The 25,619-nt window shown below is 28.0% G+C and carries 22 protein-coding genes; all 22 read left to right on the top strand.

The features are described 5' to 3' along the window. Window positions 1-58 precede the first annotated feature (58 nt). The 22 genes from acpS (at window position 59) to O212_RS0106385 (ending at window position 25,460) form a co-directional block, all read left to right on the top strand. Complete coding sequence (gene acpS / locus O212_RS0106495) at window positions 59-430, top strand: holo-ACP synthase (protein WP_024614323.1); 372 nt, start codon at window positions 59-61, stop codon at window positions 428-430. A 2-nt stretch (window positions 431-432) separates the two neighbouring features. Then, window positions 433-1,938 (top strand): NAD(P)H-hydrate dehydratase, encoded by a 1,506-nt coding sequence (locus tag O212_RS0106490; RefSeq protein WP_024614322.1) that lies wholly within the window; start codon window positions 433-435, stop codon window positions 1,936-1,938. 60 nt (window positions 1,939-1,998) lie between these two features. Beyond that, the gene (locus O212_RS0106485) at window positions 1,999-2,679 is read left to right on the top strand and encodes a germination lipoprotein GerS-related protein (RefSeq protein WP_024614321.1); all 681 of its coding nucleotides are present in this window, start codon (window positions 1,999-2,001) and stop codon (window positions 2,677-2,679) included. 291 nt (window positions 2,680-2,970) lie between these two features. Continuing rightward, entirely contained in the window at window positions 2,971-3,198 is a 228-nt protein-coding gene (locus O212_RS0106480) for a hypothetical protein (protein WP_024614320.1), read from the top strand. Window positions 3,199-3,206: 8 nt separating this feature from the next. Then, the gene (locus O212_RS0106475) at window positions 3,207-3,560 is read left to right on the top strand and encodes a type II toxin-antitoxin system PemK/MazF family toxin (protein WP_024614319.1); all 354 of its coding nucleotides are present in this window, start codon (window positions 3,207-3,209) and stop codon (window positions 3,558-3,560) included. A 290-nt stretch (window positions 3,561-3,850) separates the two neighbouring features. Next, entirely contained in the window at window positions 3,851-4,675 is an 825-nt protein-coding gene (locus tag O212_RS0106465; protein WP_024614318.1) for a transketolase, read from the top strand. 1 nt (window position 4,676) lies between these two features. Next, window positions 4,677-5,621: a transketolase family protein gene (locus O212_RS0106460; RefSeq protein ID WP_024614317.1), complete on the top strand. Its 945-nt coding sequence runs from the start codon at window positions 4,677-4,679 to the stop codon at window positions 5,619-5,621. A 94-nt stretch (window positions 5,622-5,715) separates the two neighbouring features. Then, on the top strand, window positions 5,716-6,561 hold the full coding sequence (locus tag O212_RS0106455; RefSeq protein WP_024614316.1) for a YitT family protein: 846 nt from the start codon (window positions 5,716-5,718) through the stop codon (window positions 6,559-6,561). A gap of 72 nt (window positions 6,562-6,633) precedes the next feature. Continuing rightward, on the top strand, window positions 6,634-7,488 hold the full coding sequence (locus tag O212_RS0106450) for a YitT family protein (protein ID WP_024614315.1): 855 nt from the start codon (window positions 6,634-6,636) through the stop codon (window positions 7,486-7,488). Between the two features lie 158 nt (window positions 7,489-7,646). Further along, on the top strand, window positions 7,647-8,333 hold the full coding sequence (gene ftsE, locus O212_RS0106445) for a cell division ATP-binding protein FtsE (RefSeq protein ID WP_024614314.1): 687 nt from the start codon (window positions 7,647-7,649) through the stop codon (window positions 8,331-8,333). Beyond that, complete coding sequence (ftsX, locus tag O212_RS0106440) at window positions 8,323-9,213, top strand: permease-like cell division protein FtsX (RefSeq protein WP_024614313.1); 891 nt, start codon at window positions 8,323-8,325, stop codon at window positions 9,211-9,213. Before ftsE ends, ftsX begins: the two co-directional genes overlap by 11 nt. Window positions 9,214-9,358: 145 nt before the next feature. Next, window positions 9,359-10,609, top strand: coding sequence for a S41 family peptidase (locus tag O212_RS0106435; protein WP_024614312.1), 1,251 nt, complete (start codon window positions 9,359-9,361; stop codon window positions 10,607-10,609). A gap of 8 nt (window positions 10,610-10,617) precedes the next feature. Continuing rightward, window positions 10,618-11,883 (top strand): hypothetical protein, encoded by a 1,266-nt coding sequence (locus O212_RS0106430; RefSeq protein WP_024614311.1) that lies wholly within the window; start codon window positions 10,618-10,620, stop codon window positions 11,881-11,883. Between the two features lie 20 nt (window positions 11,884-11,903). Further along, window positions 11,904-13,877 carry an excinuclease ABC subunit UvrB gene (gene uvrB, locus O212_RS0106425; protein ID WP_024614310.1) on the top strand — a complete coding sequence of 658 codons (1,974 nt, stop codon included), beginning with the start codon at window positions 11,904-11,906 and terminating at the stop codon, window positions 13,875-13,877. Window positions 13,878-14,309: 432 nt separating this feature from the next. Beyond that, the gene (locus O212_RS0106420; protein WP_024614309.1) at window positions 14,310-15,896 is read left to right on the top strand and encodes a bifunctional aspartate transaminase/aspartate 4-decarboxylase; all 1,587 of its coding nucleotides are present in this window, start codon (window positions 14,310-14,312) and stop codon (window positions 15,894-15,896) included. 156 nt (window positions 15,897-16,052) lie between these two features. Then, window positions 16,053-17,720, top strand: coding sequence for an aspartate-alanine antiporter (aspT, locus tag O212_RS0106415; RefSeq protein ID WP_024614308.1), 1,668 nt, complete (start codon window positions 16,053-16,055; stop codon window positions 17,718-17,720). A 154-nt stretch (window positions 17,721-17,874) separates the two neighbouring features. Next, window positions 17,875-18,537, top strand: a complete 663-nt coding sequence (locus O212_RS0106410) for a Pr6Pr family membrane protein (RefSeq protein WP_024614307.1) — start codon at window positions 17,875-17,877, stop codon at window positions 18,535-18,537. A 46-nt stretch (window positions 18,538-18,583) separates the two neighbouring features. Next, window positions 18,584-19,030, top strand: a complete 447-nt coding sequence (locus O212_RS0106405) for a C-GCAxxG-C-C family protein (RefSeq protein ID WP_024614306.1) — start codon at window positions 18,584-18,586, stop codon at window positions 19,028-19,030. A gap of 244 nt (window positions 19,031-19,274) precedes the next feature. Beyond that, window positions 19,275-22,100, top strand: a complete 2,826-nt coding sequence (gene uvrA / locus O212_RS0106400) for an excinuclease ABC subunit UvrA (RefSeq protein WP_024614305.1) — start codon at window positions 19,275-19,277, stop codon at window positions 22,098-22,100. Window positions 22,101-22,266: 166 nt separating this feature from the next. After that, complete coding sequence (locus tag O212_RS0106395) at window positions 22,267-22,740, top strand: FHA domain-containing protein (RefSeq protein WP_024614304.1); 474 nt, start codon at window positions 22,267-22,269, stop codon at window positions 22,738-22,740. A gap of 19 nt (window positions 22,741-22,759) precedes the next feature. Continuing rightward, window positions 22,760-23,980 (top strand): FtsW/RodA/SpoVE family cell cycle protein, encoded by a 1,221-nt coding sequence (locus tag O212_RS0106390; protein WP_024614303.1) that lies wholly within the window; start codon window positions 22,760-22,762, stop codon window positions 23,978-23,980. A gap of 1 nt (window position 23,981) precedes the next feature. Next, a complete protein-coding gene (locus O212_RS0106385; protein ID WP_024614302.1) occupies window positions 23,982-25,460 on the top strand; it encodes a penicillin-binding transpeptidase domain-containing protein in 1,479 nt (492 codons plus the stop codon). The last annotated feature ends 159 nt before the right edge of the window (window positions 25,461-25,619 follow it).

The raw sequence follows: 25,619 nt of genomic DNA, 5'->3' as shown, positions 1-25,619 counted from the left end.
TATAAATTTATTTATAGTAAAATATAAATATGGAATATATTTTAAGAAGGTGAAATTATTGATACTAGGAATAGGGACAGACATTATAGAAATAGATAGAGTTGAAGTTGCAGTAAAGAGGAATCCAAACTTTTTGAAGAAAATGTTTACAGAAAGAGAAATTAGATTTTTCGAAGAGAGAAAATTTAAGTCAGAAACATTAGCAGGATCATTTTCAGTAAAAGAAGCTGTAAGTAAGGCTTTGGGTACTGGAATAAGAGGATTTGCTTTTAAGGATATTGAGGTACTTAGAGATAGTTTAGGAAAACCTAAAGTTATATTAAGCAATCACATAATGGATACTTTTAACTTAAAAAATATAAATATACATGCTAGTATATCTCATAACAATAATACAGCAGTAGCTTTTGTTGTAATAGAGGAGGCATAAATTTGGAAATTCTAAGTAGAAAAACATGTATGAATATAGATAAAGAAACTATAAATCATATAGGAATACCTTCTATTGTACTTATGGAAAATGCCGCAAATTCAATTACTGAAGAAATTAAAAATTTTGGAAATAATGTTATTATATTTGCTGGTATTGGAAATAATGGTGGAGATGGACTAGCTATATCTAGAAAATTAACTTTACTTAATAAATCTGTGAAAGTTGTTTTAGTTGGTAATACGGAAAAGCTAACTGAAGATAATAGTATAAATTTAAAGATAGTCGAAAATTTAAATATTCCAGTAATTAAGGTAAATAAGTTACTATGTTTAAATGATAAGGAATATATAAAAAAAATTATAAAAGATTCAGACTATGTAGTTGATGCTATATTTGGAGTAGGTTTAAATAGAGAAATAAAAGGTATATATAAAGAAGTAATAGATTTAATAAATCAATTTTCTAATTTTACAGTATCTATAGATATACCTTCAGGACTTGATGCAGATACAGGAGAAACACTTGGTATGGCAGTAAAGGCTAATAATACATTTACTATAGAATTTATGAAAAAAGGTTTTTTTCAAACTAAAGCTGTAAATTTAATTGGTGATATAAAGATAGTAAAAATTGATATTCCAAAATTTATAAAAGAAAAAAATAGCGAAAAGACTTACATAATATCAAGAGATAGATATAAAAAAATGATTCCAATAAGGGATATTACTGGACATAAGGGGACTTATGGAAAGGTGTTAATAGTAGCTGGTAGCAAAAAATATAGCGGAGCAGCATTTATAACAACTGAAGCTTGTGTTAGAACAGGTAGTGGATTAGTTACTTTGTTAACTCATAAATATATAGCTGATTCACTAAAAAGTAGATTAATAGAAGCGATGGTAAATGAATATTCTAATGCAGATGATATTAAAGCTTTGGATAAATTTGATGTAATAGCTTGTGGACCTGGGTTTAGTACTGAAAAGGAAAGCATTGAAATATTATATAAGATAATAAAAGAAAGCAAATGTAAACTTGTATTAGATGCAGATGCTTTAAATATAATAAGTGAAAATAAAGATATGTTAAACAAATTAAAAGGTAGAACTATAATAACTCCTCACCCTGGAGAACTAGCAAGATTAATTGGAGTTTCAATTAATGAAATCGAATCAAACAGAATAGATATAACAAGAAGTTTTGCGAAGAAACATGAAATAATAGTATTGCTTAAAGGATATAACACAGTAATATCTGATGGAACAAATACTTTTGTAAATACTACAGGAAATAGTAAAATGGCTTCAGGAGGAATGGGGGATTGCTTAACAGGAATAGTTGCATCATTTCTAGGACAACAATTATCTATGATAGATGCAACATTACTTGGAGCATATATCCATGGTTATATAGGTGATGAACTTTCAAGGTGTAGATATTCAGTAAATGCAAGAGATATAATAGAAGAATTACCTAAAACAATAGAAAAATTATGTGAAAATTAGAATAAATCTTACGTTAGCTTAATATTAGTATTAATGAACAATTAAGCTACGGAGGTTTAAATGAAAGTTTTAGATAAGATAAAAAATATTTCTATAAAAAAAGAAAATAAAAATAAGTCTAATGATAATAATTTAAAAAAGAAATTATTAGTGACAGTTTTAATGATAATACCCTTTGTTTCAATAATATTAATAATATCATTAAGGCACGTAATAACCCCAACTAATGAAGATATATTAAATAGTGTTAAAAATTTAGATGATTATACATCTATAGTTGAATATAAGATAACAAATGATAATGGAACATATAATCAAAAAGCCGAATTATCTTATTGTAAAGACAATGGTATAAGATTAGATTTTGGGGAAGAACTTACTAAAATATATAGTGATGAAAAAATAACTATGATATATAACAAAACAGATGAAAAGTATGAGGTTGATAGAGAATTAGATAGAGTATATGATTTAGCTGCAATGAAAGAACTTTTTAAAAACCCAATTTTAGAATTTAAAGAAGGACAAGAAGAGTGGGGAGATTTAAAATACTTAAAAGTTGAATTTGATTTAATTACTAAAAACATTCATATTGATAGAGCAACTTTATATATAGATAAAAATAAAAAAGAGCCAATGCTTTTAAAAGTATATGATAGTAATAGTAAAGAGAGAATTAAAATAGAATATAGAGAATTTCTAAAGAAAAAGTTTTGTGAAAAGGAAAAATTTAAAAAATAGTATAAAATAAATTTGTAAACAGAATATATTATGAACAAGTAGGATAATAAGAAAGTTTACAATATAAATGGATATAAAAAATAAAATAAGCCAAAGGTCAAAATCATAACATTATAAATGGTTAAGTGTTAATTTAAATGTACATATAGATAAAAAAATAGGGTATCAAATGATTTTTAGAAAATTTAAAACAAGTTTAAAAATATATTACAAATCCTTTGACATTGTGACATACTTTTATATATAATTTGAATATACATAAAATTCTTTGTTGAATTAGGAGGAATTATCATGTCACGTCAAAAGGATTTAGAAAAGTTACGTCAATTACAAGAAAGTTGTAAATATAATGGAGATAATTTAATAGTATATATAGATAGTAAAAATAATGATGAAATCGAGGATATTATGAAAAAAGGATATCAGGAGATGGCTTTCTTAAATTTACAATTAGCTTTGATGACAGAACATGAACTAGTTGATGTTGATGATTATGAGACATGGCTTTGCGGAGAGTGATAATTCTTATGACGACTATGGTAGTAAAAAGAGGAGATATATTTTATGCTGATTTGAGTCCAGTTATTGGATCAGAGCAAGGTGGTATAAGACCTGTTATCATAATTCAAAATGATATAGGTAATAGATATAGCCCTACAGTTATTGTAGCAGCTATAACATCTCAAATTAATAAAGCAAAATTACCAACTCATGTTGAAATATCTTCAGAAGAGTATGGTTTAAATAGAGATTCTGTTGTTCTTTTAGAGCAAGTTAGGACATTAGATAAAAGAAGGCTTAAAGAAAAAATAGGACATATGACAGATGAGGATATGAAAAAAGTAAATAGAGCTTTATTAATAAGTTTGAACTTAATTTAGAATAATTAATAAAATTTAAATAAAAGATGAACAAGCTACGCAAATGATTACATTGGCGTAGCTTTTATTGTTTTATAATATCTATTAAACTGTTGAAATATTTAAGAAAACTAATGTAAAGGATATACTATTAGAAATAGAGTATGCTAAAACGTTAAATATGAGATACTATTTAAAAATAGTGTATATTATTATGTATACAAAGTGGAAGATATATGATAAAATAAAAAACGTAAATAGCGGAAAACTAAATCTATATAATGTTAAATTAAATACTGGGAGGATAAAAAATGAAAATGAATAAACAAGAGCTAATGGACACAGCTAAAATTATAAGAAAAGACATAGTATCAATGTTAACTGAATCTGCATCAGGACATCCAGGTGGATCATTATCAGCTACAGATATAGTAACAACATTATTTTTTAACGAAATGAATATTGATCCAAAAAATCCTAAAATGGAAAACAGAGATAGATTTGTTCTATCAAAAGGTCATGCTGCACCAGTTTTATATAGTGCTTTAGCAAGAAGAGGATTTTTTAATCCAGATGAATTAAAAACTTTAAGAAAATTTGGTTCAAACCTTCAAGGACATCCTAACATGAATGATTTACCAGGAATAGATATGTCAACTGGATCACTTGGTCAAGGTATATCAGCAGCTGTTGGAATGGCTCTAGCAGGTAAGGTTGATAACAAAGATTATAGAGTATATGCTCTACTTGGAGATGGAGAATTAGAAGAAGGTCAAGTATGGGAAGCTGCAATGTCAGGAGCCCACTACAAATTAGATAATTTAACAATATTTATAGATTTTAATGGTCTTCAAATAGATGGAGACATAACTAAAGTAATGAACCCTTCACCAATAGATAAGAAGTTTGAAGCATTTGGTTGGAATGTATTAGTAATAGACGGACATAATTATGATGAAATATTAGAAGCTATAGAAAAAGCTAAAAATCATAAAGGTCAACCAACTGCAATAGTATGTAAGACTGTAAAAGGAAAAGGTGTTTCATTTATGGAAAATGAAGCAAGCTGGCATGGAACAGCTCCAAGCAGAGAACAATGTGAAAAAGCTTTAGAAGAAATTGGAGGGGACAAATAATATGAGTAAAAAAATCGCAACAAGAGAATCATACGGAAGAGCATTAAAAGATTTAGCTGAAAGCAACAAAAATGTTGTTGTATTAGATGCTGACCTTTCAAAATCAACAAAGACTGCAGAATTTAAAGCAGTTGCACCAGAAAGATTTTTTAACATGGGAATAGCGGAAGCTAACATGATGGGTGTAGCAGCAGGTATGTCAACTTGTGGAAAAATCCCTTTCGTTAGTACATTTGCTATGTTTGCAGCAGGTAGAGCATTTGAGCAAATAAGAAACTCAATATGTTATCCTAGATTAAACGTTAAAGTATGTGCAACTCATGCTGGATTAACAGTTGGAGAAGATGGAGCGTCTCACCAAGCCATTGAAGATTTATCATTAATGAGAAGTATTCCAAATATGACTGTTATAAATCCATCAGATGACGTAGAAGCACAAGCTGCAATAAAAGCAGTTGCAGAATTTAATGGTCCTTGTTATGTAAGACTTGGAAGAGCAGCTGTTAATGTTATAAATGATAATGCTGATTATAAGTTTGAAATTGGTAAAGGAGTTACTTTAAAAGAAGGTAATGATGTTACTATAATTGGAACTGGTATAATGGTTGATACTGCTATAGAAGCAGCAGAAATGCTAAAGAATGAAGGAATAAATGCAAGAGTTTTAAATATTCATACTATAAAGCCTATAGATGCAGAACTTTTAATAAAAGCAGCTAAAGAAACTGGTGCAATAGTAACAGCAGAAGAACACAGTGTAATTGGTGGATTAGGTTCAGCTGTTTCAGAAGTATTAGCTGAAGAGTATCCAGTACCAGTATTAAAAGTTGGTGTTATGGATAAGTTTGGTGAAAGCGGAAAACCAAATGAATTATTAGAAGCATACGGACTAACTGCAAAAAATGTAGTAGAAAAAGCAAAGAAAGCTATAAGTTTAAAAAAATAATAGAAAAAATTACCTTATTTATGATATAACAGTATAGTGAAGGCTATACTGTTATTTTTTATATAAAATTATATATTTAAAACAGGAGGGTAATATGAAGGGGAAAATTAAAGAGTATGGGATTATAACATTTGGGATAGTTTTAGTTGCAATAGCTATTCAATTTTTTTATGTACCTAATAATATTACAGGGGGAGGAGTTACAGGTATTGCTTTAGTTATAAATAACTATATTCCAAATGCTAATCTAGGTATTTTAATGGCTATAATGAATGCATTTCTTTTTGTTGTAGCATTTATTGTAATTGGTAGTAGTTTTGGAGGGAAAACTATATATGCAGCTATGGGATTATCATTTTTTAACTGGTTTGCAGAAGAATTTATAAAACCGGTAGGATTACAAAATAATCCGATGCTTGCAACAATTGCTGGAAGTATACTTTTAGGAACTGGGCTTGGAATTGTATTTACACAAAATGCTTCAACAGGTGGTACAGATATAATAGCAAAGATTTTAAATAAGTTTTTTCACATAGATATGGGAAAAGGAATGCAGATAGTAGATTTAATCGTAGTAATACTTAGTGCTGCAACTTTTGGGGTAGAAAAAGGAATCTATGCAGCAATATGTGTACTGTTAAATGGAATAGTTATAGATAAAGTTATATCAGGATTAAATACATCTCACCAAGTAGTTATATTTACTAAAAAAATTGATGAATTAAAAAATTACATAATAAAAGACATTGACAGAGGATGCACTATATTTAAAGGTGAAGGTGGTTACACTGGTAAAGAAAAAAGTGTATTGTATTGTGTACTTGGTAGATCACAACTTATGAAACTTAGAAAATTTATAAAAGATAATGATAAAGAAGCCTTTATAATAGTAAATGATGCACATGATGTCCTTGGTAAAGGATTTTGTGACATAGAATAGTATAATTAAATTTAGGTAAACTAATAATAAAATATTGATTAAAATATTTTATTAAGAATTGGGGTGTTAATTATGGAAAAGAGAATTTTTAAAGATTATACAATAATAACATTGGGGGTAATCTTGGTAGCAATATCAGTGGAATATTTCTTTGCACCAAATAATTTAGCGGCTGGAGGAGTTACTGGATTTGCAATAGTAGTTAATAACTTTGTACCTTCCATTGGTGTTGGTATTATAACTTTAATAATAAATGTTATTTTATTTGCAGTAGCATTTTTATTTATAGGTGGTAACTTCGGTGGAAGAAGTGTTTATGCAAGTTTGATGCTTTCAGCAGTAATGTGGATTATAGAAAGATTTTTTAATCCCTTTGCAATAACTCATGATTTAGTTATTGCTACAGTAATAGGAACACTTATATCAGCTTTTGGTATGGCATTGGTATTTAATGCTAATTCTTCAACAGGTGGAACTGATATAATAGCAAAACTTATGAATAAGTTTATGCATATGGATATTGGTAAAGCGCTATTAATAGTAGATATTATAATAACACTTGCTGGTGCATATGTATTTGGATTAGATTTAGGATTTTATTCAATGTTAAGTGTAATAATACTTGGTATATCAGTTGATAAATTTATAGAAGGATTTAATTCATGTAAACAAGTTATGATTATAAGTGAGCATACAGAGAAAATAAGTAAGTTTATATTAGAAGAGCTTGAAAGAAGTTATACAGCAATAAAAGGTGTAGGTGGATTTTCAAAAAAAGAAAGCTATATAATATATACAGTTTTAAATAGAAATGAGTTTATAAAACTTAAAAAACATATAAGAGATGTGGATAAGAGAGCATTTATTACAGTTGGAGAAGTTCATGAAGTTTTAGGAGAAGGATTTTCTGATATTAATGAAGCGTAGTTCTACAAATTTCATTAAAATATTTTGTAGAAATTTATCGTAATATAAAAAACTTAATAAAATATTATATTATATGGGTAGACACATGTGATATAATGGTTCTGTATAATGGACAAGGGGTTTATGGAGGAGTCCAATTTATAAGGAGTGTTTAGAGAATGATAGAATTTAAAAACGTATCTAAAGTTTATGATAATAATGTAAAAGCTCTATCAGATGTCAACGTAGAAATAGAGTCAGGTGAATTTGTCTTTCTAGTTGGTCCATCAGGAGCTGGTAAATCAACTTTTATAAAAATGTTATTAAAAGAAGTGGAACCTAGTTCAGGAGAAATAATAGTTTCAGATCAAAATTTAACAGATATAAAAAGAAAACAAACGCCATATTATAGAAGAAAAATAGGAATGGTATTCCAAGATTTCAGATTAATACCTAATCTTAATGTTTATGAAAATGTTGCATTTGCTATGAAAGTAGTTGAAGCAGCACCAAAAGAAATAAGAAGAAGAGTTCCAATGGTATTATCATTAGTTGGATTATCACACAAATATAAAATGTTCCCACATGAGTTATCAGGTGGTGAGCAACAAAGAGTATCTTTAGCAAGAGCTATAGTTAATAATCCAGCAATATTAATTGCTGATGAACCTACAGGAAACCTTGACCCAGATACAGCAAAAGAAATAATGGAACTTTTAGATGATATCAATAAGGCTGGTACAACAGTTCTTATGGCAACGCATGCTCAAGAAATAGTTAATGATATGAAAAAGAGAGTTATAGCTATTGAGAAAGGTGAAATTGTAAGAGACGAAAAGAGAGGTAGGTATAATGATGAAGATTAATACGGTAAATCATTTTATTTCTGATGCCTTTAAAAGCTTAAGAAGAAATAAGACTCTTTGCTTTGCATCTGTTATTACAGTGCTTATTACATTCTTTGTACTAGGTATATTCGTGCTTATAAGTAAGAATGTAGGATTAGCTCTTAATGATGTACAATCAAAAGTTGATGTTAGAGTATATTTAAAAGATGATATTAAATTAATTGAACAAAGAGAAGTTGAAATAAAATTAAATGAGCTTCCAGGTGTTAAAGAAATACAATATGAATCAAAAGATCAAGCATTTAAAAATTTCCAAGAAAGCACTAAAGATAGTAAGGGATTATTAGAAGGATATAATTTAGATAACAATCCTTTCCCAGCATCATTTATAGTAAAATTAAAAGATCCTAGTTATGCAAAATCAATAGCAGATGCGGTTCAAAGTATGCCTGGGGTTGAGAGTATAGGAAATCAACAAGATATAGTAAATACAATTACGAAAGTAGTAAATGCATTTAGAGTGTTAGGCTTTGTTCTATTTATAATATTAACAGGTGTAGCTGTATTCTTAATTATGAACACAACAAAGTTAACTGTTTACTCAAGAAGAAGAGAAGTTGGTATAATGAAGTTTGTTGGAGCTACTGACTGGTTCATTAGATGGCCATTTATAATTGAAGGTATGATAATAGGACTTATAGGTTCAGTATTATCTATACTATTCTTAGTACTGGCATATAATGGATTTGTAAGTTGGATTTCTGATAAAGTATTATATATATCACTACTTCCAGTAAGTTATGTTGCAACTAATTTATTATTATACTTTGGATTAGGTGGATTAGTAGTTGGTGGAGTATCAAGTTATGCTTCATTAAGAAAATTCTTAATAGTATAAAATTATTAAAATTGAATAAAATATTATTAAAATAACTCAGTAGGAATTTATTCCTACTGAGTTTAGTTTAATATGGAAAAATTTTATAATTTAAGTTATACTATTGAATTATATGGTTTGAGAAGCGTGAAAGGATGTTGTGGTTATGTATCAATATAAAGGGAAGAACAATAGGAACAACAAAAAGATTATCTATACAGTGTTAGGTGCTCTTTTTGTTGTTTGTTTATGTTTAGGAAGTTTTTACTTAGGAAATTTATTTGCGACTAAGGGATTAGTTCTTGCAACGACTAATTCAAAAGTAGATAAAGAATTTAAAGATTTTAATAATATTGATGAATACAAAGAATTATTTGAAGTTAGGGATGCATTAATAAAAAATTATGATGGAGAAATTAATGATAACATAGCTGTAGAAGGTGCTATAAAGGGTATGGTAAATTCACTAGGAGATCCATATACAATTTATATGAATAAAGATGAATATAAAAAATTTAAAGAGCAAAATTCAGGGGAGTATATGGGAATTGGGGTTTATGTTGGTGTTAAAAATAATAAAGTTACAGTAATTGCACCAATTGAAGGCTCACCAGCAGATAAAGCAGGAATAAAAAGTGATGATATAATTATCGCAGTAAATGGGGAGCAAGTAGGAAATGATGTTGATAAAGCTACATCACTAATAACAGGAAAAGAAAAAGAAGAAGTAACTTTAACTATAAAAAGGGATAATAAAGATACCTTTGATGTAAAAGTAAAAAGAGATGTTATTAAAACTGATTCAGTAAAAGGAGAAATGATTGAAAATAATATTGGGTATATTCAAATAAAATCATTTAATGCTGGAGTTACTGAAGATTTTAAAAAGGAAATTGAAGCATTAAAAGATAAAGGAATGAAGGGCTTAATATTAGATTTAAGAGGAAATCCAGGTGGATATCTTACAGAGGCCGTTGGTGTTGCATCACAATTTATACCAAAAGGAAAGTTAATAACATATACAGTAGATAAATACGATAAGAAGTCAGAAGAAGTATCAAAAGGTGGTATAGCAGAAGGAATGCCATTAGTTGTGCTTGTAGACAAAGGAAGTGCAAGTGCATCAGAAGTTGTTACTGGAGCTTTAAGAGATTATAAAGTTGCAACCATTGTAGGAGTTAATACTTTTGGAAAAGGTATAGTTCAAGCACCAGTAGAATTTAATGATGGAAGCGCACTTAAGGTAACTATATCAAAGTACTATACTCCAAATGGAGAAAATATTCATGGTAAAGGAATAAAACCTGATATTGATGTTAAATTGTCTAAAGAACTAGTAGGAAAACCATATAATAGAAATTTGGATAATCAATTTAAAAAAGCATTAGAAGTTATAAATCAAAAGATAAATAAATAGGAGGAACAATGGACGTAATTTTAAACGCAATAAAATCAGTAGCATATATTTTTGTAGACCCATTATTTATAATATTTTTAATTGCTATAACCATATTGTTTTATGTGAAAAATAAGAAGTTAACTTTTATGCAAAAGATGATTATAGGGGAGAATATTAATTCTCCCTTAGAATTAACATTATCACAATTAACATTAGGTTTAGTTGCTGGATTTCTTGCAAGTATATTAATAAGTATATTAGGAATAACATTTAAAGATGGTTCGGGTATAGAAATAATATTTAGCTTGACTATTTTGGCTATATTTTTTAGAGGCAAAATAATAAAACTTCCATATTTAGCAGCTATCTTTGGAGTTTTAAGCATAGTATTTACATATTTTAATATTGGAGGACGTGATATTAATTTATTTAGAATAAATATTACTTCCTTAATATCACTTATAGGAGTCATATACATATTAAAGGGATTTTTAATTATATTTGATGGAAGCAAAGGATCAATGGCTGTATTCTCTAAAAAAGAAGGTAAAATTATTGGAGGATATGTATTAAGTAGAAATTGGATGTTACCTATTGCAATATTTATAGCTGTAAAATTAAGTGGAGATAGTTATAATGCTCAAGAGATTATAAACACTCCATCATGGTGGCCTTTATTAAATTCAAGTAGTATACTTGAGTTAATAAAAACATCAGCTTTAGCAATGGTTCCGTTTTTCACATTAGTAAATTATAATGCGACTACTTTTACTAAAACTAAAAAAGCAAAAAGTAGATTAATTGGATTATATACATTGTTATACGGAATTATAATCATTGGTATTTCATTATTAACAAAATTTGGACTAGCTATGGAAATAATAGCAGTAGTCCTAACCCCTTTAATTTATGATTTAATATTTAGAGTTGAGAGAAAAAGAGAAGAGAAAAGAGAACCTATATTTTTTAGTGATGATATAGGGATATGTGTTTTAGATGTTGTTCCTTTTTCAAGAGGATATAATGTTGGAGTTCAAGCAGGAGATAAAATAATAAGTTTAAATGGTAATAAAGTATTAAATGAAAAAGAAATATATACAGCAATTACGAATAATTATATGAATATAGAGTTAGAATTAATAGATGGAAATGGAAAGAAAAAGGTTGTAGTATTTGAAAAAGGTAAAAAACCTGGAATATTACTTGTACCAAAAACTATAGAGGAAAATAAAAAAGTAGATTTAACAAAAGAAAAAATATTAGAAATGATTCAAAAGTTAAAAAATAAATAAAATTGAGATGAGGTGAAGTTATGGGGGAATTTAAAATAAAATCAAAGTTTAAGCCTATGGGAGATCAACCTAAAGCAATAGATAAATTAGTTGAATCTATTGAAGAGGGAAATGAGTTTCAAACACTTTTGGGGGTTACAGGTTCAGGTAAAACTTTTACTATGGCAAATATAATAGAAAGAGTTCAAAAACCTACAATAGTTTTAGCACATAATAAAACATTAGCAGCACAGCTTTGTTCAGAATTTAAAGAGTTTTTCCCAGATAGTATAGTTGAATATTTTGTTTCTTATTATGATTATTATCAGCCAGAAGCTTATGTACCTCAAACAGATACGTTTATTGAAAAAGATGCATCTATAAATGATGAAATAGATAAGCTTAGACATTCAGCAACATCAGCATTATTTGAAAGAAAAGATGTAATAATAGTTGCGTCAGTATCTTGCATATATGGTCTAGGTAATCCAGATGAATATAAAAAGCTTACTATAAGTCTTAGACAAGGTATGGTAAAAGATAGGGATGAAGTAATAAAAAAACTTATAGAAATTCAATATGAAAGAAATGATGTTGATTTTTCTAGAGGAACATTTAGAGTTAGAGGTGATTCTTTAGATATTATTCCAGCATCATCTTCAAGCAAAGGAATAAGAGTAGAATTTTTTGGTGATGAGATTGATAGAATAAGAGAATTTGATGTTCTTACAGGAAAAATATTAGGAGAGAGAAATCATGCTCAGATTTATCCTGCATCTCACTTTGCTGCATCAAAAGAAGTTTTAGATAGATCTATAAATAGAATAGAGGAAGAGCTTGAGGATAGACTTAAAGAACTTAATTCTCAAGATAAACTTCTTGAAGCTCAAAGACTTAGACAAAGAACTAACTTTGATATAGAAATGATAAGAGAAATGGGATATTGTAGCGGAATAGAAAATTATTCAAGAATATTAGATGGAAGAGCACCAGGAACTCCACCCAAAACATTATTAGATTATTTTCCAAAGGATGATTACTTAATGTTTATTGATGAAAGTCATGTAACACTTCCACAGGTTAGAGCAATGTATGCAGGAGATAGATCAAGAAAGGATTCATTAGTTGAATATGGATTTAGACTTCCATGTGCATATGATAATAGACCATTGAAATTTGAAGAATTTGAAAAGAAAATAAATCAAGTTGTATTTGTTAGTGCTACACCTGCAAAGTATGAAGAAGAACATTCAAAGGTTGTTGCAGAGCAAATAATAAGACCTACAGGGCTTCTAGATCCAGAAATTATTATTAAACCAGTAAATGGACAAATAGATGATTTATATAGTGAAATAATAAATACAACTAAGCGAGGATTTAGAACATTAATAACAACATTAACTAAAAAAATGGCAGAAGATTTAACTAAGTATTTAACTGAACTTGGTATAAAGACAACTTATATGCATTCGGATATAGACACTATAGAAAGAATGAAAATAATAAGGGATTTAAGACTTGGAAAATATGATGTTTTAGTTGGAATAAATCTTTTAAGAGAAGGGCTTGATATTCCAGAAGTAGCTTTAGTTGCAATCTTAGATGCTGATAAGGAAGGCTTTTTAAGATCGGAAACTTCACTTATACAGACAATAGGAAGAGCAGCTAGAAATTCAGAAAGTAAAGTTATAATGTATGCAGATAGAATAACAGGATCTATGGAGAGAGCTATAAAGGAAACAGAAAGAAGAAGAGAAATACAAAAGGAATATAATAAAGAACATAATATAGTTCCAAAAACTATAATAAAAGATGTAAGAGACGTAATTGAAGCTACTAAAGTTTCCGAAGAAGAAACTAAGTATGAGGTAGAACATCAACCTAAAAAGATGACTAAGAAAGAAAGAGAAGATTTAATTAAGAAGTATACAGATGAAATGATGGATGCATCTAAAAATCTTCAATTTGAAAGAGCAGCGGAACTTAGAGATATGATAGCTAAATTAAAAAAATAATAAAAAAGTACTCCTTAATTTAAGGAGTACTTTTTATTTATAATAATAATTTTTTTATTTTATTATAAAGTATTTAAAATTAAAAATATGAAATAGTGAAGTTTTAAGTTCATAAGTTAATGTTATATGGTTCATAAGTTAATGTTATATAGTTCATAAGTTAACAAAGAATATACAAAATATTGGATAAAATGCAAGAAATTAAGAAAACAATTACAATAATGACCTAGATTATAGAATAATCACTATTTAACTGCAAGATTAATTATATTTTAATGCAAATATTGAAAAAAATGTATAATTAATAACTTTAAAATTATAATAAAAGTATTAGTATAATAGTTGATTAAAATATTTAATATATGTATTCGGGAATTAATGAATGTAAATGTTAGATATTTTGCAATAATTTACTGTAAGGAGTTGTTATTCGTGATTACAAAAGAATTTGAAGAAAAATTAGAAAAGTTAGGAGTTTTTGAAATTAGTAGTAAAATGTTAAGCCTAGCTAAGAATAATGAAAAACACAATACATTCTTAAATGCAGGAAGAGGAAATCCAAATTGGATAAATACACAAGGTAGATTAGCACTCGCTAGAATAATTGAATTTGGAGTTATTGAATCAGAAAGGACAATGCATGATAGTAATTTGGCAGGATATACATCATTAAAGGATATTAGTAAAAGATTTGATTTATTTTTAGATGGTAGTCATACTGTAGATAATTTTCTAAAAAAAGCTATGATCTATTGTGAAAGTGAATTAAATATGGATAAGGATCAATTAGTTAAGGAATTTGTAGATGGTGCTGTAGCAAATAATTATCCAGTTCCAAGTAGATGTTTAGTAAATACAGAAAAGATTTTAAATATGTATCTACAAAAAGAATTATATAATGGAGTAAATTTATCAGATAAAACATCAGTATTTCCAACAGAAGGTGGAACAGCTGCGATATGTTATATATTTAGCTCATTAAAAGAAAATGGGTTAATAAATGAAGGAGATAAAATAGCAATAAATACTCCAATATTTACTCCATATTTACAAATACCAGAGTTAAGAGATTATGAAATGGTAGAAATAGATTTAGCATCTAAAGAAGAAAATAATTGGATATTAGATCCACAAGAATTAAATAAATTAAAAGATGATAGTATTAAAGCTTTATTTCTTGTAAATCCTTCAAATCCAGGATCAAGAGCATTAAGTCAAGAAACACTTAAGCATATAGCTGATATTGTTAAAGAACGTAAAGATTTAATTATAATTACAGATGATGTTTATGGAACATTCGTAAATGGATTTCAAACAGTATATTCAGTAGCACCTCATAATACATTATTAGTATATTCTTTCTCAAAATTATATGGTGCAACAGGATGGAGATTAGGTGTAATTGTAGCAAATGAAGAAAATGTTTTTGATGATTTAATAGTAAAATTACCTGAAGAAAAATTAAAAGAGCTTGATAAAAGATATGGATTAGTTACATTAGAGCCACGTAAAATGAAATTTATAGATAGAATAGTAGCTGATAGTCGTTCAGTAGGACTTTATCATACATCAGGTTTATCAACACCTCAACAAATTCAAATGGCACTATTTGCATTAAGTGCATTAGTTACTGCTAAATGTGATCCATATATTGAAAGTGCTAAAAAGCTAGTTAGATCAAGGTATCATGATTTATTCTCTACATTAGGAATAAAAGAAGATAATAGTATAGAAAATGCTAAATATTATTCATTAATTGATATTTATGAATTAGCTAGTAAATTATATGATGATAAGTTTAAAGAATATTTGAAAGATAATTTTGAACCAATTGATTTCTTACTACGTTTAGCAGAAATGAATGGTGTTGTATTAATGGAAGGTGTAGGATTTGGTGCAACTCAAGGAACACTTAGGGTATCAGAAGCTAACTTACCAGACGATGCTTACGCAAAAATAGCTAAACAAGTTTTAGAATTATTATCAGAATATCACACTAAGTACAATTCACAAAAATAATTTCTGATAATAATTAATAGTTCAGGTGAAACTTAGATTATCACCTGAACTATTATTAAATGTATAAAATACATAGTATTTCTAATGCTTCTAAAATAATTCTATAATTTATGGAAGTATTAGAAATGCTAAATAAATATATAGAAGGTGGTTCTTTTGAGAATAGTAATTGATTTTTTAGAAAAAAATCCAAGTGTTGCTATATTTATTTGTTTAGCATTAGGATATTTAATAGGAAAATTGAAGTATAAGTCATTTAGTTTAGGATCAACAGTAGGAACCCTTATAATAGGTTTAATTTTAGGACAATTTGGATTATTTAAAATTTCACCTATAGTTAAAAATATATTTTTTAGTTTCTTTATCTTTACAATAGGTTATGAAGTTGGACCAGCCTTTGTAAATAGTTTAAAGAAATCAGGAGTAAAACTTGTAATACATGCAGTATTCTTTAGTATAGTTGCCTTTGCTGTTGCTATGGGATGTTTTAAAATATTCCATATAGGGGCAGGAGAAGGAGCAGGAATAATAGCAGGTTCTCTTACACAATCAGCAGTTATAGGAACTTCTGCTTCAGCAATTAATGGATTAGATATATCAGCAATACAAAAAACTGCTATGGAATCTAAAGTAGCAATTGCTTATGCAATAACATATGTATTTGGAACAGTTGGTATACTTATATTCTTAAAAAATATTGCTCCAATGCTTTTAGGAGTAAATTTAAAACAAGAAACTAAAAGGATGATTGAAAAAATACATTTTAAAGGTGACAAATCAAATGATTCACTTATTTTAAATAGTATAAAAATGCGTTCTTTTTTAATAAATGATGGTTCAGATTATATTGGAAAAACAGTTGGAGATATAGAAAAAGAATTTAAAAATAGAATAACTTTTGAAAAAGTATTTCATAATGATGAAGATGTTAATTTTAATCAAGATACAAAATTATCATCAGGTGATTATATTACAATAATAGGTAACTTAACAGAGATTATAGAAGTTGCTAGTTCTAAATTAACTGAAGTTTCTGATGAAAAATATAGAAATGTATCATTGAAAAAATCAGAAATAATATTAACAAAAGAATTTAATATAAAAAATCTACAAGATTTATATAACAACAATATTATGTTGATATCAGTTAAAAGAAATGGAACTGAATTAGAAGATAAAACTCAAATGAAAAATGGTGATGTGTTAGTAATAGTTGGACCAGCACATGCAATACAAAAAATAATTAAAGAATTTGGTTATATTAAAGATGTTGGAACATCAACTGATGTAAGCTATTTAACATTTGGTATCGTTGCAGGTGTTTTAATTGGTACATTAGCATTAACAATACATAATGTTCCGCTAACACTTGGTAGTGGCGGAGGAGCATTATTTTCTGGTTTATTATTTGGATGGTATCAAAATAAACATCCACACTTTGGAGAAATACCAGCATCAACACGTTGGTTCTTAAAGAGTGTAGGACTAAATTTATTTATATCAGTAGTAGGATTAGAAGCAGGTGCTGCCTTTGTACCAGCATTAAAATCTATGGGATTTGCAGTACTTTTAATTGGTATATTAGTATCATTAGTACCACATGTACTTTCATTATATTTTGGAAAATATGTTTTAAAATTAGAACCAGTAGATATAATTGGATCACTTTGTGGTGCAGGTACAATAACAGCAGCATTAAATGCAATTACTGAAGAAAATGGAAGTAGTATATTTGCATTAAGTTACACCCCATCATATGCAGTAGGGAATATACTAATAACAGTTATGGGACCTCTTACAATAGGTTTATTGTTTGTAAGATAATAGAAGAAAAGCCAATCAATATTTAAAATATTGATTGGCTTTTTTATTTATAAATAAACATGTCTTTACAAATTGTTAAAAGAAAATAGTTTGATTATCAAAATAAATTTAAATATAATCTATAAGTAAATTGTTTTTATAGAAAGGTGATTAAATGAATAATAGTATAAAATTTTGGAGAGGATTTGCTGGAGTATCAATATTAGTGGCTTTAGTAATTTCTTTGGTTGGACAACTTATGAATTCAGAAATTCCTACATACTTTGGAAGAATATTAGGATATTTTTCTTATTTTACTGAGTATAGCAATATATTAGTAATGCTTTGGTTTATTAATAAATCATTTTTAGGTGAAAAAATTAAATTTTTAAATAAAAAAACTGTAAGAGGAGCATTGACTTTATACATATGTATAGCTGGACTTGTTTTCTTTTTAATATTAAACAAAGCTTGGAATCAGCAAGGAATAGAAAAACTTGAAAGTTATACTTTGCATGGTTTTGCACCAATTGCATTTGTAGTGGATTGGTTATTATTTTCTGAAAAAGGAATTTATAAATATAAGGATATAATAAAATGGGTAGTATTTCCTATAGTGTATTTATTCTGGGCATTATTTATAGGAAATTTAATTGGCGTATATCCATATCCATTTTTAGATTTAAATGTTATAAGCTTTAATGAGTTTTTAAATTATTTAGTATATTTAATAATAGGATTTATAGGTTTCTCAATTATTATAGTTACATTTGATAAAATATTATTTAAATTACAAAGTTTAAAGAGAAGTGAGAGAAATATAACAGAATACAATTAAATAATATGATAAAATTATTTTGTATATAATTTAGGAGGAGTTAATTATGAAGGACGAAAGACTAACTAGAATAAAAGAAACAGCTGAAAAATATTATAGAGATGGACAACTTTTCTGTTCAGAATCTATAGTTAAGACATTAAAAGATGAATTTATGCCAGAGTTAAGTGATGATGTAATAAAATTTGCTTCAGGATTTCCAGTAGGAATAGGAAGAGCAGGATGTACATGTGGAGCATTATCAGGTGCTGTAATGGCAATTGGAATGATATTTGGTAGAAATGAATTAGGTGGAGAAGAAGTAAATAAAACTATGGAGCTATCAAAAGAATTACATGATAGATTTAAAGAAGCAAATAAATTAACTTGTTGTAGTGTATTAACAAGAGGAATGATTATGGGCTCAAAAGAGCATAAAGATCAGTGTGTAAGATTTACAGGTGAAATGGCAGAAGCGGCTGCTGAAATAATAATAAGAGAAAAAAATCTTTAATCAATAAAATTATATATAAAATAAAATTAAAGCTAAACAATATAATAGTATATTGTTTAGCTTTTTAGTTTTAATAAAATATAGATAATTATTAAATAATATTAATTATTAGGGAGTAAAATGAATGGTATAATTGACAATAAAGAGATATAAATTTAAAATTAATAATAAGAATGTATGTTCGTGTATTTAATTATAAACTTAAGTTAAAAATAGAGTTATAGGTTAAAAGAGAGGTAATTATATGAAAGATAAAATTATAATAAAAGGAGCTAAAGTACATAATTTAAAAAATGTTAGCTTGGAGATACCAAGAGATAAATTAGTTGTATTCACTGGACTTTCAGGTTCAGGTAAATCATCATTAGCTTTTGATACTTTATATGCTGAAGGTCAAAGAAGATATGTTGAGTCTCTCTCTGCTTATGCAAGACAATTTTTAGGTCAAATGAATAAGCCAGATGTTGAAAATATTGAAGGATTATCACCAGCAATATCAATAGATCAAAAAACAACAAGCAAAAATCCAAGATCAACAGTTGGGACTATAACAGAAATATATGATTATTTAAGATTACTTTATGCAAGAGTTGGAACACCACATTGTCCAAAGTGTGGAAAAGTAATAAGTAAACAATCTGTAGATCAAATAATTGATAAAGTTATGCAGCTTGAAGAAAGAGCAAAGATTCAAGTTTTAGCACCTGTTGTAAGGGGCAGAAAAGGAACTCATGAAAAGTTATTAGAAAACATAAAGAAAAATGGTTTTATAAGAGCAAGAATTGATGGAGAAGTATATGATCTTACAGAAGATGAAGTAAAATTAGAAAAAAATAAAAAGCATAATATAGAAGCAATTATAGATAGATTAATAATAAAAGAAGGAATAGAAAAAAGATTAACTGATTCAATAGAAACAGCTTTGAAACTTGGAGAAGGATTAGTAATTATAAATGAATTTGGTGGAGAAGATACTCTTTATAGTGAAAATTTTGCTTGTCCAGATTGTGGGATAAGTATTGAGGAATTAGCACCAAGAATGTTTTCATTTAACTCACCTTTTGGTAAATGTGATTATTGTGATGGACTTGGATCATTAATTGAAATTGATGAAAATCTAATAATTCCAAATAAGGATTTAAGCATAATGGAAGGTGCTATAGCTTGTTGGGGAGAAGGTAGACTTAAAGAAGATTCTTGGACTTTTGCTTTTTTAAAAGCTTTAAGCAAAGAATACAAATTTGATTTAAACACCCCTATAAAAGATTTATCAAATGAAGCTGTTAAAGTATTATTATATGGAACAGATGGCAAAAGATTAAAAGTTGATTATGTTAAAGAGGGTGTAAAAGCAACATATAATTCAGCATGGGAAGGGGAAATAAATGCTCTTCAAAGAAGATACAGAGAAACAAACTCTGATTTAATCAAAGGTGAAATAGAGCAATATATGAGTAATAAGCATTGTCCAAAATGTAAAGGAGCAAGACTTTCTAAGGAAGCACTAGCAGTAACAGTTGGCGGAAAAAATATTTATGAGTTTACTGAAATGTCTATAAAAGATGAGTTAGATTTTATAAAATCTATAGAGTTTTCAGAAAAAAATAAAATAATAAGTGAGCAAATACTAAAAGAAATTGTTAGTAGATTAGAGTTTTTAATCAATGTAGGATTAGATTATTTAAATCTTTCAAGAAATTCAGGAACATTATCAGGTGGAGAATCTCAAAGAATAAGACTTGCAACTCAAATTGGTTCAGCACTTATGGGTGTTCTATATATTTTAGATGAACCAAGTATAGGACTTCATCAAAGAGATAATGATAGGCTTATAGGAACTTTAAAGCATTTAAGAGATGTTGGTAATACAGTAATAGTAGTTGAACATGATGAAGATACAATGAGAGCGGCAGATTATATTGTTGATATTGGACCAAGAGCTGGTGAGCATGGTGGAGAAATTGTTGCAGCTGGTACATTAGAAGAAATAGAAAAAAATGATAATTCAATAACTGCTCAATATTTAACAGGAAAGAAAAAAATAGAAGTTCCAGCCGAAAGAAGAAAAGGTAATGGAAATAAAATTACTATAGTTAAAGCTAAGGAAAATAATCTTAAAAATGTAACAGTAGATTTTCCTCTTGGAGTATTAACTATGGTTACTGGAGTTTCAGGTTCGGGTAAAAGTACATTAGTTAATGAAATTCTTTATAAAGGATTAAATAAATTAGTTAATAAAAGTAAAAATCCAGTTGGAAATCATAAAGAAATTAAAGGTTTTGAAAATATAGATAAAATAATAGATATAGATCAAAGTCCTATAGGAAGAACACCACGTTCAAATCCAGCAACATATACAGGAACATTCGATATAATAAGAGAATTATTTTCTCAAACACCAGAAGCAAAAATGCGTGGTTATAAACCAGGAAGATTTAGTTTTAATGTAAAAGGCGGAAGATGTGAAGCATGTTCAGGAGATGGAATTATAAAAATTGAAATGCAATTTTTATCAGATGTATATGTACCATGTGAAGTTTGTAAAGGAAAAAGATATAATAGAGAAACTTTAGAAGTTAAATACAAAGGTAAAAATATAGATGATATTCTTAATATGACTGTAGAAGAGGCACTAGAATTTTTTGAACATATACCAAGAATAAAAAATAAACTTCAAACATTATATGATGTAGGACTTGGATATATAAGACTTGGTCAACCATCAACTCAGTTATCAGGTGGAGAGGCGCAAAGAATAAAACTTGCATTTGAGCTTTCAAAAAGAAGTACAGGAAAAACTTTATATATATTAGATGAACCAACAACTGGTCTTCATATAGATGATGTTAATAGATTAGTTGAAATATTACAAAGATTAGTTGATGCAGGTAATTCGGTTGTAGTAATAGAACATAATTTAGATATGATAAAATGTGCAGATTATATAATTGATTTAGGACCAGAAGGCGGAGATAAAGGTGGTACCATATTAGGAACAGGGACACCAGAAGAAATATGTAAAATAAAAGATTCATATACTGGACAATATTTACGTAAACTATTAAAGTAAACAACGTAAACATAAAATTATAAAATAATTAACTAGGTTTTAGAAAAATTTACTCAAATACCTAGTTAATTACTATATAGATTAATAATTGTAATAGAAATGTATGAATTTAATACTATTTTGGTGTATAATCAAAAAGATAAAGTATTTTTTTTGAGGTGAAAAGATGGATTTTTCAAAATTTATTGCAGGTGTATTTGGAATAATTTTTATAGTAATTTTATATTTCATAATTGTATACGCCTTAAAAATAATGGCCAAAGATGTCAAAAGTGGTGGAAATCCAGGTGGTGCCAATAAAAAAGCTAACAATAGAAAACCTATTCCTAATAAAAAGAAATATTTAGGTGTAGAAATAGTGAAGGCTGGTGAGAATTCTTCGCTAAAAGTTGGCTCGGTGGTACCTATAAGAGATGTAGCCACAATAGGTAGAAGAAGCAATAATACTATAATATTAACTGATAAATATGTATCAGGAAATCATGCTAGAATAATGGCAAAAAATAATGTGCTCATTTTAGAAGACTTAGATAGTACAAATGGAACTTATTTAAATGGTGAAAAAATAAACGGAAAAGTTAAATTATTCCCAAAAGATCAAATTGCTATAGGAACAGCTATATTCAAGGTTATTCCTTAGATAGTGGCGAGGTGATTAAATGAAAAAAGACAATAAAGAAAGAATAATGCTTGGATTGACATATTTATTATGTATAGCTCTTTTTACTAACCTAGCACTTTTAAAAACTCCTATAGATAAAAATGCATTATATTTGGGTGGAATATTATGTGTAGTTATATTTGTAGCTAATTTAATTGTAAGAAAATTTTATCCAGAAGGAGATAAATTTATTCTTACGTTTTCGTGTATCTTAGTAGTTATTGGTATAGCTATGCTTTATAGACTAGATCCGAAAGTTGCAGAAAAGCAACTTATTTGGTTTTTAGCAAGTATAGTAGTATTTATGGTTGTACTTAAAGCTTTTCCAGATTTTAAGAATTTTGCTAAATATAAAAATTTATATATGATTGGTGTAATAGTATTTATGCCGATGGCACTTTTATTTGGTAAAGTAGTTTATGGAGCTAAAAACTGGGTGATAATAGGACCTGTAAGTTTCCAACCATCTGAATTTGGTAAAATAGCTTTAGTTCTTTATTTAGCAGCAGCACTTAAAGAATATAAAGTTGGAGATAATTCAAAAGGAAATTTTAAAAGTCTTATAAAACCAGGGCTTATTGTAATGTTTAGTTTAGGATGTATGGTACTTCAAAGAGACTTAGGATCAGCACTTATTTTCTTTGGAATATCAGTAACTATGTTATATATTGCAACAGGAAAGAAAAAGTATATATTTACATGCTTAGGACTTTCAGTAATAGGTTCAATTGGAGCATATAAATTTTTTGGACACGTAAGAGATAGAGTTTTAATATGGAAAAATCCATGGGAATATGCTCAAGACCAAGGATATCAAATAGTTCAAGGTCTTTATGCTATTTCTTCAGGTGGAATGTTTGGATCTGGACTTGGAGAAGGATATCCACAGTATGTACCAGTACATACTACAGACTACATATTTGCAATAATATGTGAAGAGCAAGGTATGATATTTGGTATAGGAATAATGATATTGTATTTCTTATTATTTTATAGATGTATAAGAACAGCATTCGTAACTGATGATGAATTCTCACAATTAAGTGCAGTTGGATTCAGTGCAATGATAGTTTGTCAGGTACTTGTTATTATTGGTGGAGTATTTGCAGTAATACCATTAACAGGTATAGCATTACCACTTATAAGTTATGGTGGTTCATCAATATTAACGATGTTCTTTGCATTAGGAATATTACAGAAAATATCAGAGGAGGGCTAGAATGAAAGGTGATATTAAAAATAGTGTAACAAAAGTAATGATTGTTTTCTTATTTTTACTTATAGCCCTTATATCCTATATGGCTTATTTTCAGGTATTTAAAGCTCCTAAGATTGCAGAAATGCCAGGTAACCAAAGAGCTTGGGCAAAAAGAAATGAAGTCTTAAGAGGAGACATAAAAGATAGAGACGGAAATATAATTGCAAAAAGTGTAAGAGAAAAAAATAATACCCAAGATAGAGAGTATGAATATGGAGCTTTATATGCTCATCCAATAGGATACGTTGATAGTAGATTTGGAATATCAGGACTTGAGGATGCTTATGATAAACAACTTACTACTTGTTCATCATCAAGTTTCACAGATTTACTTCATAATTTTAGCATAGATAATTTAAAAAAGGCTTTTGAAGATAGAAATAATGATAAGAATAAAATAGGAAACACTGTATTTACTACACTTGATACTAAGATTCAGAAAATAGCTTATGATGCATTAGGGGATAATAGAGGTGCAGTTGTTGCACTTAATCCTAAAACAGGAGAAGTATTAGCTTCAGTTTCAAAGCCAAGTTTTAATCCTAATAAGTTAGCATCTGAGATGAAAAAGGCTAATTCAGGTGATCAATTGCATAGTCCGCTTATAAATAGAGCTACTGGAGGATTATATCCACCAGGTTCAACATTTAAGATAATAACAACGACAAGTGCTCTTGAAAATATTCCAGGAGTTACAAGTAAAACTTTCGATGATAATGGTGAAATTAAATTTCCAGACGGAAGAACTATGAAAAATGCAGGTGGTGCTTCTTATGGAAATATTGATTTAAGAAAAGCATTTATAGTTTCAAGTAATGTTGTTTACGGAACACTTGCTATGCAGCTTGGAAATGATAAGTTGTTAAAAACAGCAGAAGGTTTTGGATTTAATAGTCAAATACCTGCAAATGGATTTAATATAACTCCTAGTAAATTTCCTAAGCTTGAAAGTTATCAAATTGGTGAAATTGCTCAAAGTGGTATTGGTCAAAGTAGTATACTTGCAACACCGATGCAAATGGCACTTGCAGCTTCAGCAGTTGCAAATAATGGAGTTATAATGGAGCCACAATTAGTAAAGAGTGTTGTTAATGACAAAGGTAAAACTGTTGAAACAATGCAGTCTAAAGAATATAGAAAAGCTATGACTGAAGATCAAGCTACAACTATTAAAGGTTATATGCAAGGATTAGTTGATAACAATGTAAAAAGTGGGAAATGGAGTTTCTTTGATGGAATAAATGCAGCAGGAAAAACAGGAACTGCAGATCATAATAATCCAAATGGTACTCCTGCAGAACCGCATTCATGGTTTGTAGGTTTTGCACCAGCAAATAATCCTAAAATATTAGTAGCAGTAATAGTTGAAGATGGTGGATTTGGAGCTGGAAAAGCAGCAACAGTTGCAGGCAAAGTAATGAATGGTGAATTAAACAAATAAATAAAAAGAGCATTTTAAAATGCTCTTTTTTAATGTATATAAAAGTATATAAAGTTAATATGTAAGCCTATTTATAAAGGTTTCAAAATTAAAAGAGTAAATTAAATAATGTGGCGAAAGCCACTTTTTTATTTTGATTAATTGAGATTTAATTTTAAG

The sequence above is a fragment of the Clostridium sp. Ade.TY genome (assembly GCF_000498355.1).
In the GTDB taxonomy this organism is placed as follows: Bacteria; Bacillota; Clostridia; order Clostridiales; family Clostridiaceae; genus Clostridium.
The sequence above is the reverse complement of the archived record's forward strand: the minus strand, read 5'-3'. Positions and strand labels throughout refer to the sequence as shown.